Raw genomic sequence first — 14,185 nt, 5'->3', positions numbered from 1 at the left:
TTACTTACATCACGGTTACGGACTTTTTATATTTTAATAAATTACTTATCACACTCGATAATATTTAAATTCGGGAATTGTTTTTGAAAATTAGTATCATTAAGCTTGTTAGTAATGAGTACGTTAATATCCTCAAAGGTACAAACTTGGCTAAAAGCATATTTTCCGAGTTTACTGTTGTCGGCGAGCAAAACTTTATTCTCTGAAACTTGCAACATAATATTTTTTAGCTTTGAATTTATTTCGCTACCATCACGAATACCATTTTCAATATTAAAACCTTGGCATGATAAAAATAAGGTTTTTATCTGAAAGCTACGAATAATACTTTCTGCAATAGGGCCATGAAAATCATCATGACGTTCTGAGTATTCACCACCAATCCCAATCACTCGTACACGATCACGGCAAGCCAGTGCTTGGATAATTTTGACCGAATTAGTGACAACAGTAATATCGATATCAGGTATTTGCCGTGCTAAAAACCAGCAAGTACTGCTGTTATCTAGCATAATACAGTCGCCGGGTTGGATAAACTTCAGTGCAGCCTTAGAAATTTTCATTTTCGCATCAGGGTGTTCTTCGGTTCTTTTGCGAAAGGATTCTGCACCATCGACCATTTGACTGAGTTTGACCGAAGAAGGTATTACATTGACCATTGGCATTTCTTCTTGGTCAATGGCAACGGCACCGCCGAAGCTACGAATAATTCGGTTTTCTCGCTCTAGTACTGTTAAATCACGGCGGATCGTTTCTTGGGAAACAAGACATAACTGAGCTAATTCACGCACTAACGCCGAACCATTTTGTGAAACATGAGAACAAATTAATTTATGGCGTTCGGCTTGTAACATGTTTAACTCCTATTTTTTCCACGATATTTATTCTGCCTGTGTTGCTTTTTTTTTGTCGTGATTAGATTCAAGTATTCCATTCTTGAAAAAAACAAAGCCGTTTAAAGTGATCTTGTATAGCTATATTTGAAAGCAATATGTAATCGTTACATTTTAGTTGTGATGTACTGCGCATTATTTGCAGTATCTTTCTGTGTTACTCATAAGAAACAAAAAAAAATGGGCTAACTCGGTCATCTTTCCACGCCTCAATATTGACTTAATGTGACCGGCAGTGACCGATTATGACCGATTAACTGTGGTTTGTTGCGAGTTTGTAAATGTGACCGCTTTTTAAATCAGCAAAATCTGTTTACCTTAATAGGTAGAGACAGGTTATCAACACACAAAATATACCCAGAGAATAAATTTTTGTTGTTGATATTAAAGCAAATTTTATAGCTAGGGGATTATTATGTTAGAACAATTGAAGCAACAAGTCTTTGAAGCAAACCTCGCATTACCAAAACATAACCTAGTGACCTTTACTTGGGGAAATGTCAGTGGCATTGATCGCCAAGCAGGGTTAATGGTAATTAAGCCATCCGGTGTGGATTATGAAACCATGAAAGCAGAAGATATGGTGGTTGTCTCACTGGAAACGGGAAAAGTTGTTGAAGGTAATTTTCGACCGTCTTCTGATACAGATACCCATCTGGCACTTTACAAGGCATTCCCTGAAATTGGCGGTATCGTGCATACTCATTCGCGTCATGCCACTATTTGGGCACAAGCAGGGCAGCCATTAAGTGCATTAGGCACCACACATGCAGATTATTTTTATGGTGAAATTCCGTGCACGCGTTTAATGACAGAAAATGAAATTGCTGGGGATTACGAAAGGGAAACGGGTAATGTCATCATTGAAACATTTAAAGAAAAAGGTATCACAGCCAAAGATGTTCCCGCAGTATTAGTTAACAGTCACGGCCCATTTGCATGGGGGACAAACCCTGATAATGCGGTGCATAATGCGGTTGTCTTAGAAGAAATCGCTTATATGAATTTATTTACTCGTCAATTACAGCCTGCTGTAGGGGCAATGCAGCAAGAATTGTTAGATAAACATTATTTACGTAAGCATGGTAAAAATGCCTATTATGGGCAAAAGTAAAGAATTAAATGTAGTGTAATTGACATAATAAATTGATTAAAAATAACAAATACTATTTCTTGATTTTTATTATAGTCAAGGAAGGGGTTATTATACAAATAACCACAAAGAAATGCAGTGTGGTTATTACTGTTATTAAAATAATACCCCTTAAAGAGATACCATCATAAAACTGTTCATTAAAGTTTAAATATAATGTTTATATACCCATATCCTAAAATAGAAAATAGGCGGTAATTCATTATTATCTATAGGGAAATGAAATTAAGACAATAGAATAGGTTAGAAGCGCCCCTATTGTTTCCTAATAGCGAAAACAATAGGGGTAGTTTATTCTAAAGTGTGACGCCCATTTTAAAAATGGCTAATTCGCGGAAGTCATTCACTTCATTTTTGGTTTGTTCTCCATTTACGACCTTAACCACATGTTGAATAAAGTCAGCCAATAACTGATCCATGGATTTACCGGTTAATAAGGCACCTGCATTAAAATCAATCCAATGGGGTTTTTTGGCGGCCAGTTCATTATTAGTGGCAATTTTTAATGTTGGTACAAACCCACCATAAGGAGTTCCACGACCCGTAGTAAATAGCACTATATGGCAGCCTGCGGCGCCTAATGCACTGGTTGCAATCGCATCGTTACCTGGAGCACTTAATAGGTTAAAGCCCGGTTTTGTTAGGCGCTCGCCGTATTTTAATACATCCATTACTTGGCTGGTTCCCGCTTTTTGAGTACAACCAAGGGATTTTTCTTCTAGCGTAGAGATACCGCCTGCTTTATTACCCGGAGAGGGGTTCTCATAGATAGGTTGATCATGAGCAATAAAATATTGTTTGAAGTCATTGATCATATTTACTGTTTTTTCGAAGGTTTGTTGGTCATGACAATGGTTCATTAAAATCTGCTCAGCACCAAACATTTCTGGCACTTCGGTTAAAACAGTCGTTCCATTATGGCTGACAAGGAAATCAGAAAAACAGCCTAATAGTGGGTTGGCGGTGATCCCTGATAACCCATCAGATCCACCACACTCAAGGCCAAATTTCACTTCACTAAGCTTGCCTGACACACGTTTATCTTGTCTAACTAATTGATAAAGTTCATTAAGGTGTTCAACGCCCGCTTCAATTTCATCTTCCAATTGTTGACATACCATAAATTTAACGCGATCAGTATCGAAATCACCTAATGTTGCTTTAAACTCAGCCACTTGGTTATTTTCACATCCCAACCCAATCACCAGAACGCCCCCTGCATTAGGGTGTTTTACCATATCTTGCAAAATAGTACGGGTGGTTAAGTGGTCATCGCCTAATTGAGAGCAGCCTAAGGTATGGTTGTAAAGATAGACCCCGTCAATATCAGTCGCTTCATTGTGCTGTTTATTGAAGCGTTCGATCATTTTTCTTGCAAGGGCATTGACGCATCCAACCGTTGGGATCACCCAAATTTCATTACGGACAGCAATGTCACCGTTATTGCGGCGATAAATTTGTACTTCAGGGTCAGGGAGAGTTGCCGCAATTAGGTTACATTCTGGGTCATATTCATAGTCATTTAATGCACTTAAATTTGTTGCAATATTATGAGTATGCACATGCTCACCAGCACTAATTGCAGTGGTTGCATGACCAATTGGGGAACCGTATTTTAAGATATTGTGATCTTTTTCAATCGGCACTAATGCGATTTTATGACCGCGGGCGATATCCTGTTTTAGGGTGACGGAGTGGTTATCAATAGTGATAGTTTCTCCTACTTGCCTATCAGTTAGCGTAACAGCGACATTGTCATTGGCATGTATTTTAATTATATCTTTTATCATGTTTAGTTCCCTGGGCTGGAAATCGGATGTAATGGGATAAACCAATCATATCAAGGTGTGATCAATCATTTTATTGACTAAATTTCAGGCATTATACTATTTGGTTTATATCTTTTAAAGGTGTTATACCAATTTAACTGTAATTTCTTTTCTTAACATTTTCTATTTCACCCAGACATGGTAAATTTCGTTATACTTAGAGCGTTTAGATGCTGGTTACACAGGGTTGTATTGCGAAAGGAGAAAATGATGAGCTCACAAGAGAGTGAACCACGCTTATATCAGCAAGTTGCCGCTTTAGTTAAAGATAGAATTGAAAATGATGCGTACCCAATAGGGACAAAACTCCCCGCAGAACGCTTACTTGCAGACGAAATGAATGTCAGCCGTACGGTGATCCGTGAAGCCATTATTATGTTAGAAGTCGAAGGTTATGTGGATGTTCGCAAAGGCTCAGGTATACATGTTATTAGTAATCGGTCTAACAACTCGGTTAATACGGACAGCGGGCTCGAGTTTAGTCGTTGTGGCCCATTTGAATTACTACAAGCAAGGCAATTGATTGAAAGCCATATTGCAGAGTTTGCCGCGACTCAAGCAACTAAAGAAGATATTTTAAAACTGGTTGATATACAAAAAAATGCACGGAAAGAAGACCGCTTTCGTGATTCAACGTGGGATTTAGCATTCCATATGCAAATTGCAGCATCGACTCATAACAGCGCCATGGTAATTATTGTTGAGCAGATGTGGAGCCAGCGCTTGCGTAACCCATACTGGTTAAAACTTCATGAGCACATTGATAATAGGTCGATTGAAAGTTGGTGTGATGAACATGACCAAATTTTACAGGCACTTGCACGCCGTGATGCAAAGGGGGCAAGGCAAGCAATGTGGCAACACTTGGAAAACACTAAAAAAATGTTGTTTAATGCCACTAGTGATGACTTCGAATTTACCATGGATCGTTACTTTTTTGCGGATAGTCCAACCGTCGATCATAACGATTAGTTATTCCTCATCATCTTCAGAGATTTGCTTTAATGCGGGGAGATTCACTAAGATAATTTTCCCGTATTTTGCATCGATCCAACCTAATTTTTCCCAAGCAACCAAGCGCTTATTGATGGTTTGTCGAGTGGTATTAATGATCGTTGCTAGGTCATCTTGTGTTAGGTATAGGCTAAGTTGGATGCCTTTCTCATGGGGTTCTCCGTACCCTTCGGCTAAGCTAAGCAGCCGTTTAGCTAACCGAGCAGAAACTGACAATAAAGCGCTGTCATTGATAATGGTAAAAGCGTTGCGAATGACCTTACACAGTAAGATATTCAATGATTGATAAAAAACAGGGTATTTCTCTAAGATTGTAGCTAAGTCTTTTGGTGAAATCGTCAACAAAATTGTTGGGCTAATCGCTTTTGCATCGTGAGTACGGGCGGATTTATCTAACATGGCAATTTCGCCAAACCAGTTCCCGGGGGAAAGATAGCGGAATACACATTCACGCCCATCAGTAGAGATGGAACTCACTTTAACGGAGCCTTGAATGACGGCGTATAGCCCTCTAGCTGGGTCGCCTTGGTAGTGAACCATTTCGCCATCGTTATAAAAACGTAGCGTTGCGCATTCCATTAATATACTAATCAAATAGTCAGGTAAGTTATTAAACCAGCTATTGGTTTGTAAAATTTCAAGAATGTTTGCATGGGGCAAAACTAACTGGCTATTTTGTACTGCAATGTTCATCTGAATGCTCCCTGCATGAAATAAGCTGACTTTATCATGACATTTGGTAGGGGTATGTTCAATCCTGAACCACCGCAATATTTGATTAAACCTCTTTGTGTAATAAATGAAAGCTAATGTTGCCATTAATTAAGTAAAAACGAGCCACCGATGGTGGCCCGGGAACAAAGATTTAATCTTCGAATCGTTTTTCAATACCTAATCGTTTTAATGTCAGTATTAAAAGACCGCCAATAAAGGCAACGAGCGCGATAAAGTACAACCCAGCTCGCGCAGATTCAAACGTCGTTTCTGCCCAGACTCTTAAGTTTGGTGCCACAAAACCGCCTAAGTTGCCTACGGAGTTAATTAAGGCAATACCGGATGCCGCAGCGGTTCCACCTAAGTAAGCCGATGGGAAGCTCCAGTACAGAGGTTGCATCGCTAAGTGACCTGCTGCTGCCACACACAGTGCAATAATGGCAATGACTGGAATGCTATCGAACAAGCCGGATACAGCAATCCCCGCAGCCCCTAACATAAAGGTAATCGCAGCCACTTTACGACGCTCTTTTAGGCGTTCAGAAATGCGCGGGACATAGTAAACTGCGATAGCCGCACACAGAGGTGGAATTGCCGTCACGAAGCCGACTAATATTCCAACTTTACTGCCTAATAGCGTCCCGATTTGGGTTGGCAGGAAGAAATAAATACCGTAACCACATACTTGAACAGTGAACCAAATTAAGCATAAATAGAGAACCCGCATATCTAATAGCGCACTTAAAGCGCCTTTTGGACTATGCCCTGCTTTGGCATTTTCTTCTGTGGCTAATTTAGCGGAAAGCGCACTTTTTTCTTCTGCTGTCAGCCATTTTGCTTTTTCTGGGCGGTCATCAAGGTAGAAAAATACCCAAATCCCGACGAGAGAGGCGAGTAACCCCTCGACAACAAACATTAACTGCCAGCCATATAAACCGAATGCGAATGATGAGCCTTCTAGTGCGAGTAATGAACCGGATAATGGTCCTCCAATAATAAAGGCTAATGGTGCACCAAATAAAAAATAGCCAGTGACACGGGCACGAATATTTTGTGGGAACCAGAAAGTTAAATACAGAATAACCCCTGGAAAGAAGCCCGCTTCACTCACGCCTAATAAGAAACGCAAGACAATAAAGGTAGTTTCATCGTGAGCGAACATCATTGCCGCTGAAACTAACCCCCATGTGACCATAATGCGTGATAGCCATACACGTGCACCTATACGGTACAGTAAGATATTGCTTGGTACTTCAAATAGTGCATAACCAATAAAAAAGATCCCTGCACCGAATGCATAGGCGGCGTCACTTAACCCTGTTGTTAATTGAAATTCTTGCTTTGCAAAACCGATATTTGAACGGTCTAAATACGCTAATATGAACATTAATACCACCATGGGTATTATTTTTCGTATTGCTTTGCTGGTAGCCGATGATAAATGATCAGTATTGGTGGACATGGTTCACCCCAGTTTTGTAAGGTAATGATGTTATCTATTCATTTTTATTACGTGTTTAGCCCACCGCTGAGTTATCAGCAGGGTAGAGTATAGAGCTAATGAATAAGTAACTTAAAATGAATAATTCTTGTTATTTATTTCCCTTTCTCGTGGTGTTAGTGATGAAATAGCGAAAAAGGGAATTATTATTATTTCACGTTAAATTTAGCCAATGCTTCCGGTTTTAACGTCGTACCGGCTCCCGGAGCCGTTGGGGTGGTATAAACACCATCAATGACTTCAACTGGGTCAACAAAGCAATCCAATGTCCATGGAATAAATTCCAGTAATGAACAGGCTGGATGTGCCATGACTAAGTGCAATTGTGCTTGCATCATATCGCCATGGTGCGGTGTTACTGGTAAGTTAAATGCCATACCTAAATCCGCAATTTCCCATACTGCAGTTAAACCACCACAACGGGTTGCATCTGGTTGTAGGTAATCAACTGCGCCAGCAAGGACAAATTCTTTAAATGAATCATTGTGATACAGTAATTCACCTAACGCGATTGGTGTATCCATATAAGCTGCTAGCTGCTTGTGACTTGCCACGTCATCGTGCCACAGTGGCTCTTCAAACCATTTAATGTTGAAATCATTTAAACGGTGGCCATATTGTTTGGCGATGCTGATATCCCATTTACCGTTAGCATCGACCATTAGGTCAATATCATCGCCAATTGCATGGCGAACGGCTTCGATTCTTTGTAAATCTTCACGTGGATCTGGCTTGCCAATTTTCATTTTGATCGCTTTAAAACCTTCTTCGAAGATCATTTTTTTACAATCATCAACGAGATCGTCTTGGCTACGAACCAGCCAACCGCAGTCAGTATTATAAGCGTTCACTTTATTGTGTTTTGAACCGCCAAACAGTTGCCATAGTGGCTGATCGGCAGCTTTCGCTTTGAGATCCCACAAGGCAATATCAATGGCAGAGATAGCCATTTGCATCAAGCCACCACGGCCTACCCAAATATTGGTCGAACTACGAGTGAGCTTACGATGTAAATAACGTACTTCAGTTGGGTCTTCACCCAGCAGCATGGGGCCAAAAACATCTTCAATGATGGTGGTAATTAAACGATCTGTAGTGATATCCGCATGTGTTCCTGTATGACCATAACCGACTAACCCACATTCAGTTTTGATCATGACACCCGGCATTCCCCAATGGGTAATGCTATGCGTCGAATCACCAATTAGATCATTAGTGACCGGAACGTGCATGATAAAGGTACTAATTTCTTTTATTTTCATTGTTATTCCCAGGTGTTGAAAGGTGGTTGATTGCCAATCTAACAGTGGGAAATGGAATTAACTGTCAAATGATTTACAGATCGTACCTTGAAAACGTTTTTTACTGATAAACATGAGCTAGATCTCTTTATTTTGTATGATACATCAAGGTTAAACCACCTAATTGGTATAATAACTTTTGTAAGAAATAAACACTGATTAAAATGAGTATTGGGGCTAAGCTGTAAGGGGGGGTTAGCTGCTTGATAAAGAAAGTGAGGTAACAGGGGGGCGACCTCTCAATAAAAATTTTTCATGGGGTATAGGGTTAATTCTTGAGTAGGTTTAGAATAATTAATGCAAACTTTGTTGGTAATGGATAAAAAATGTGTAAACAATTACTTGTTTTATTTTTAGTCTTATTCATAAATTCTATTTCCCCATCTTTAGCCACAGTTGTTGAGCATAATACGCAGGATTGGCGGTTAGCCGATATTCCCCCTAAACTAATCCAAACCCAAAAAACAGAAATTATTTTTTCAAGGGTCGCGGGTGAAATGCGTGCGGTGGCTGAACTTAACCATAATCATGGGTTCTATGCTTATAACTCTTCAGGGGATTATAGCGCGATGCAATTTGGTAATGATTATGCGTTTGTAAAGGCAACAGCACTTGCGAATAAACCCCCTCGTTATATTCCAGATATTGATAGGTTAAATGACTTACAAAAACCCGTTTATGATTATCTAATCACACGGCAAAAAACGCCTGTTTATCAATCAGCTGATAGCAGTGGCCGGCAAATTGCCTCTTTATGGGCAAACTTACGTTATCCGGTCGTCGCTAGAATGATAAAAACCGATAAAATAGGTACAAAGACAGCTTGGCTGACAATTCGCTTAGGTGACAGACTAGGGTATGTTCATCTGGATGATGTTGCGTTGGATAAAGGTATTCCAATCTTAACTTATCACCATATTTTACAAGATAGTGAAAATAAACTGTTTCGTGAAACATCGACAGCCACTTCAGTGGAAGCATTCAGTGAACAAATGAATTACCTCAAGCAAGCGGGTTATCAAACCCTTTCTTTGCAGGATGTGGAAGATTATTTGAATAAATCAGCTAACTTGCCCGGCAAAGCCGTGGTATTGACTTTCGATGATGGTTTGAAATCCGTATACCGTTATGCGTTACCGATTTTAAGGCAAAATCATCAGCAAGCAACTTTGTTTGTTATTTCTTCAAGGGTCAAAACTCATCCAGAAAAGTGGTCTGCAGATTCGTTACAGTTTATGAGCAAACAAGAAATAAAAGATAGCCAAGATGTATTTAATATTCAATCGCATACGCACTTTTTACATCGTTTGGATAACCATAACTCACCGATTATTTTTAGCCGTAAACAACACACGGCCATGTTGGATTTTAAACGCTCAATGAGGCTACTTAGCCATTTTGAGCCAGAGCAGCGCTATTTAGCCTACCCCTTTGGTGGCTATAACCAATCTGCAATGGATGCCGCAAAAGAAGCGGGCTTACACCTAGCTTTGACGACAATTCAAGGGAAAGTGAAGCTAGGGGATAACCCATATGCCTTAAAACGCTTGTATGCATTTCGTACCGATCCCCTCGACAAATTTTCTCAGATGGTTGGGAATAGCGAACAGAATGTGGTTAATCAAAATATTATTATCGACAGGTGATATCCCGTTTAATGCACTGAATTCCTTTCTATCGGTATTCAGTGCATATCGGCTTGTTTGCCAGTTCCCATTTCCTTTAAGAACCGCTGCTGGTAGATAAACAGTTCCTTGGCATTGATACAGTGATATTCCATTGAGAACTGCTTTGCCGTTTGTTCGATGATCTTTGCAAGGGCAGGGTAGTGGCGGTGATTCCAGTTGGGAAACAAATGATGAGTTAAGTGCAAGTTTAAACCACCTAGCCAATAGGTGAGCCAACGAGGCGTGGTATGCCAATCATAAGTGGTTGAAAATGTATGTGTATAAAACCCGTGGGGCATATTACCTTCTTGGGGTGGGGTGTAGAAGGTTGCCTTTGCCCAGTGTGTGCCGAGTATCAAAACAACAAATATGAGTGATGCAAACATTTGGCTAAGCAAATAAGTGAGCAGCAATGTACCTAAGCTGATATCACTAACAACTAAGATAGGGATAATAATAGCGATAAACAGATGGAGAAATTTTGCCAATAAAAAGGTACTAAGCCCTTTCTGCCCTTGATGGCGCATATGTGGGGCGACTCTCGTGAAGTGAAACCTATCTAACCAATCAAAAAACCAGATCAACGCCGGAAATGTCATGGCTGCAACCAAGGGCCAGTACAGATGTTGCGCCCGCATAAAAGGGTACCAGCGTTGGTATGGGGTCTGCCGTAGCACAAAATTTTCTTCAATATCTAGGTCATAGTGACGAATATTCGTGTGGGCGTGATGAAAAATAATGTGTCTAACACGCCAACACTCAGGGTCTAGGCCAAGTGGGATAGTGACCCAGAAATTAAGCCAATAGTTGGCTTTACCATGTTTAAAAATCGCATTATGGGAGGCATCGTGGACCAAATTAATCGCCAACAACAGGGCAAAACAGATAAAGAGCGGATAAAAAGTGAAAAAAGCCCATTGCGCATTCGCGCACAAGGCTACGATGTAACTGCCGAAACAGCACAATACTAAAACTAGGCTTTTTAAATAGAAGCGTAGATCTGCAAAACGGTGATCTGAACGGTCTTTTAAATACTGCATAGCAGCATTGTTTAATGCTTTTTGAAAAGCCTGATCATGGCGATGTTGATAACCTAATGGTCTTAGTGGCTCATTAGACATTGAGCACCTGCACTGGTTTACGACCAATGCCAATGAGCATCAGCAAACTATGTAACCACAGCGCACTGGTCGAAATTATCCAAAATGGGCTTGTCCATTGCCAAATAAATAGAATACAAATAAGTAATAAGCAGGCTATAAAAAACCAGCTTATTAAGCCACTTTTACGGCCATCTGATATCCCTGATAAGGCAATAGTTCCCAGTGCTAATAAAACAAATAAAATGACTTGTTGCTGTGTTGTACCTTGATAACCGTAGCCGTATAGGTAGACATAACCAATTACTAATATAAATAGCAGAAGTGTTCCTATCACAAGAGCAAATTGGTTGGTGCGAAATAACGGTGATGGTTTTTGGGTTGTCTGCCGGCGGCGATTAATAATTTTCCAAAAAGGTAAATTGCTATCAATAAATGGGTTCTCGGATGCTGGTGCACCCTTGATACCAAAATGGTGCTCTGTTTCTGGTAGCTTGGAAAAAGTGCCAAATAGCTTATCCCAAAAAATAAAACTACCTGCAAAATTACGGTTCGAGTAGTGCCCTTCCTTTACATGATGAACTCGGTGATGCTGTGGTGTCACCATAAACTTTTCTAACCAACCAAGGCGTGGGATCAACGCGCTATGGTTAAAAAATTGGATGGTATAGTGCAAAATGGAAACAGTAATAAAGACTTCTAAAGGCACCCCGATAAGAGCCAATAACATAAAAAATGGGATTGAGGTTAGAGATGAATACCATGAATTACGTACACCTAATGATAGGTTGTAGTGTTCTCCTTGGTGATGTACTACATGTACTGCCCATAATAGGCGGTAAGTATGGTGTAAGCGATGCAGCCAGTAAAAGCCAAAGTCCCACGCTAAAATAGCAAATATCCAAATTAAAGCTGTTGGCCAGTTTTCAACAAGGTTGAATGAGTAGTGTGTAACGACAAAGCCATAACAAAAAAGCTCTAACCCTCTAAATAGCCACAACATAATATGACCAGAGTTCAGGTTAAAAACCAATTCCTGCCAACTTACCGACCCCTTTTGTGTTTTGGCGATCACTAAGCCTTCAGCAATGACGACCGCTAACATAAAAATAATCGGAAAGGTTAATTCATTCATGAGCGTTTTCTCTCTAAGCCGTATTTTGCCATGTGGACAACCAACAGCGCTCCACAAGCGGTTACTGCTCCAGTGATAACATCAATAAATAAGTGGCGTTTTAGTACCAACACAGACACACAAATGGCTGCGGCCCATAAAAAGTACAACAGTGTTCGAAATTTATATTTTACCGACCATAATGCATTCAGTACGACAAGAGTCAATGAGACATGTAGAGAAGGTAATAAATTTTGAGGGCTATCAATCTTGATTAAAGCGGATAAAGCGTGAGCCGAAAATGAGGTTAAATCATAATCGTAATATTGCATTGTGGTTGGATACAGTAAATAAACAGCGCCAGAGACTAAGGCACATAATTGCATAGCAAACATTAATGACCGAGTTCGTTCTATTGGGCTGCAAAAATAGCCTAATGGGATAAACAAAAAGAAGGATAGATAAAACCAAACCGCACTAGGGGAGAACGGCACCGCGCTATCAACCGCACTTGGAGCCAGTAGATGGACATTATCTGTATTTTGACCAGTATAACTATACACAATGCCGACTGTTCCCCAGCCGATTAAACAATATAACGCCCTAATGAATAACGTTTTAGTATTCATTGCTCTTCCTTTCGAATAATCCGGCGTTTTTTAATAGAGAGAGCTTGTTGAATTGGCTCAGATGATAATTGCCAGCGTAACTGAGTGATATCGACTTGCTGACGAGTGAAATAGTTTTCGAGTTGCTGTTGGCAATCATTTAATTCAAGCTGTGTACATTCCGCTTGTAAAATTAATAACTGGCCTTGCTGGGTCAACCGAAAGTCAGCGGTAAGGGGAATGCTATTGGCAATGACTCGGGCGCAGGGGTCTGCAAAGATAGTCACCGTATTCCCTTTTTGGTCGGGGAGTTGGAGTAAGTCATCACAACGGCCTTCGATACGTTCAATCGCTAATTCAGGGGAACCGCAGGGGCAAGGTGTTTTTTTCACAACTAAAACATCATCGAGTTGATAACGGACAATCGGCTGAGTTTTCCGCGTGAAATCAGTGATAATCGGAGAGAATCGTTCATCATCGATCCAGTTAGGTTCAATATGAATAAAGGCTTCATTTAAATGTAGAGTTCCATGCGAACAAGTACAGCCTAAAAAACCTTCAGTGGCTTGGTAGACCTCACCAACACTCGGGAAGCAGTTCTGTAATTTTTGTTTATCATGTTGTTCAAGCACTTCCGCCACTGAAATGACTTTTTGTACTTTTAATTGAATTTGTTGGCGGCTAATCGCTTGGGCAATAGCGCACAGCACTTGAGCTGGGGCAACAATAATAGAAGGTTGATATCTTTCTAGTTCGATTAATTGTTGTTGAAAATCCGCGAAAAGGTCATAAAAACGCAGGGATATCCAGCGGTTATTGACGCTTTCATACAGGTTATTATTGGCTCTAAGAAATAACGCAATACGCTCACCGTTGAACAGCCCACTCGGTAACATTTTGGCTAACATACTGCCAGACCAGATATTTTGCTCCTCAGGGCTAACAACAAAAAGGCCGCGGCGACCTGATGTCCCAGAGGATAACCCAACACTATATTTCCCTACTTTAGGGGCAAAATCGCGAGATTGCTCACTTTTTTGTGCACAATCGAGTAATGTTTGGCGAGAAAGCCCTGCGGTATTCATCGTATCAAAATGACTCATCATGATGTGTTTATTCATGATGGGAAAATCATGGAGTGGTTGATGAATATACGGGGAAAAATAGCGGCTATTAGCCAATGTTTTTTGCTTGAATTGTGTTAAGCGCTTTTGCTGATAGGCTTCAAGTTGTTCACGGTTTTCAAATTTTAGACGGCGTGCTCGCCAATAGTGCCAAAGCATGGAAAAGA

General features: G+C 40.3%; 12 protein-coding genes. 3 read left to right on the top strand and 9 right to left on the bottom strand.

From position 1 onward, the window contains the following. Positions 1–41 precede the first annotated feature (41 nt). A complete protein-coding gene (locus ACHB7C_RS06130; RefSeq protein WP_042845509.1) occupies positions 42–854 on the bottom strand; it encodes a DeoR/GlpR family DNA-binding transcription regulator in 813 nt (270 codons plus the stop codon). 454 nt (positions 855–1,308) lie between these two features. Between ACHB7C_RS06130 and araD the strand changes: the two genes are divergently transcribed. After that, on the top strand, positions 1,309–2,007 hold the full coding sequence (araD, locus tag ACHB7C_RS06125; RefSeq protein ID WP_042845508.1) for an L-ribulose-5-phosphate 4-epimerase: 699 nt from the start codon (positions 1,309–1,311) through the stop codon (positions 2,005–2,007). Positions 2,008–2,342: 335 nt separating this feature from the next. Here araD and ACHB7C_RS06120 read toward each other — a convergent pair whose 3' ends face one another. Continuing rightward, the gene (locus ACHB7C_RS06120; protein WP_349488445.1) at positions 2,343–3,833 is read right to left on the bottom strand and encodes an altronate dehydratase family protein; all 1,491 of its coding nucleotides are present in this window, start codon (positions 3,831–3,833) and stop codon (positions 2,343–2,345) included. Positions 3,834–4,085: 252 nt separating this feature from the next. Here ACHB7C_RS06120 and exuR point away from each other — a divergent pair, with 252 nt between their 5' ends. Then, the gene (gene exuR, locus ACHB7C_RS06115; RefSeq protein ID WP_042845504.1) at positions 4,086–4,847 is read left to right on the top strand and encodes a transcriptional regulator ExuR; all 762 of its coding nucleotides are present in this window, start codon (positions 4,086–4,088) and stop codon (positions 4,845–4,847) included. Here exuR and ACHB7C_RS06110 read toward each other — a convergent pair whose 3' ends face one another. The 3 genes from ACHB7C_RS06110 to ACHB7C_RS06100 form a co-directional block, all read right to left on the bottom strand. After that, positions 4,848–5,582: a Crp/Fnr family transcriptional regulator gene (locus ACHB7C_RS06110; protein ID WP_042845502.1), complete on the bottom strand. Its 735-nt coding sequence runs from the start codon at positions 5,580–5,582 to the stop codon at positions 4,848–4,850. Positions 5,583–5,754: 172 nt separating this feature from the next. Continuing rightward, positions 5,755–7,065 carry an MFS transporter gene (locus tag ACHB7C_RS06105; RefSeq protein WP_042845500.1) on the bottom strand — a complete coding sequence of 437 codons (1,311 nt, stop codon included), beginning with the start codon at positions 7,063–7,065 and terminating at the stop codon, positions 5,755–5,757. 188 nt (positions 7,066–7,253) lie between these two features. Continuing rightward, positions 7,254–8,366 carry a mandelate racemase/muconate lactonizing enzyme family protein gene (locus ACHB7C_RS06100; protein ID WP_048605999.1) on the bottom strand — a complete coding sequence of 371 codons (1,113 nt, stop codon included), beginning with the start codon at positions 8,364–8,366 and terminating at the stop codon, positions 7,254–7,256. 365 nt (positions 8,367–8,731) lie between these two features. Here ACHB7C_RS06100 and ACHB7C_RS06095 point away from each other — a divergent pair, with 365 nt between their 5' ends. Then, a complete protein-coding gene (locus tag ACHB7C_RS06095) occupies positions 8,732–10,051 on the top strand; it encodes a polysaccharide deacetylase family protein (protein ID WP_042845498.1) in 1,320 nt (439 codons plus the stop codon). Between the two features lie 38 nt (positions 10,052–10,089). On the opposite strand, the gene ACHB7C_RS06090 is transcribed toward ACHB7C_RS06095, so the two are convergent. Genes ACHB7C_RS06090 through ACHB7C_RS06075 form a run of 4 tightly spaced genes read right to left on the bottom strand, consistent with a single transcriptional unit; the run spans position 10,090 to position 14,177 of the window. Then, positions 10,090–11,193: an acyl-CoA desaturase gene (locus ACHB7C_RS06090; protein ID WP_048606001.1), complete on the bottom strand. Its 1,104-nt coding sequence runs from the start codon at positions 11,191–11,193 to the stop codon at positions 10,090–10,092. After that, entirely contained in the window at positions 11,186–12,307 is a 1,122-nt protein-coding gene (locus tag ACHB7C_RS06085; RefSeq protein ID WP_129466467.1) for a sterol desaturase family protein, read from the bottom strand. Before ACHB7C_RS06085 ends, ACHB7C_RS06090 begins: the two co-directional genes overlap by 8 nt. Continuing rightward, positions 12,304–12,915 carry a phosphatase PAP2 family protein gene (locus tag ACHB7C_RS06080; RefSeq protein WP_048606004.1) on the bottom strand — a complete coding sequence of 204 codons (612 nt, stop codon included), beginning with the start codon at positions 12,913–12,915 and terminating at the stop codon, positions 12,304–12,306. The genes ACHB7C_RS06085 and ACHB7C_RS06080 overlap by 4 nt, the downstream gene beginning before the upstream one ends. Next, entirely contained in the window at positions 12,912–14,177 is a 1,266-nt protein-coding gene (locus tag ACHB7C_RS06075) for a F390 synthetase-related protein (RefSeq protein ID WP_131680218.1), read from the bottom strand. The genes ACHB7C_RS06080 and ACHB7C_RS06075 overlap by 4 nt, the downstream gene beginning before the upstream one ends. Positions 14,178–14,185 lie beyond the last annotated feature (8 nt).

This window comes from Providencia sp. 2024EL-00732, from assembly GCF_044006275.1.
Lineage (GTDB): Bacteria > Pseudomonadota > Gammaproteobacteria > Enterobacterales > Enterobacteriaceae > Providencia > Providencia huashanensis.
The sequence above is the reverse complement of the archived record's forward strand: the minus strand, read 5'-3'. Positions and strand labels throughout refer to the sequence as shown.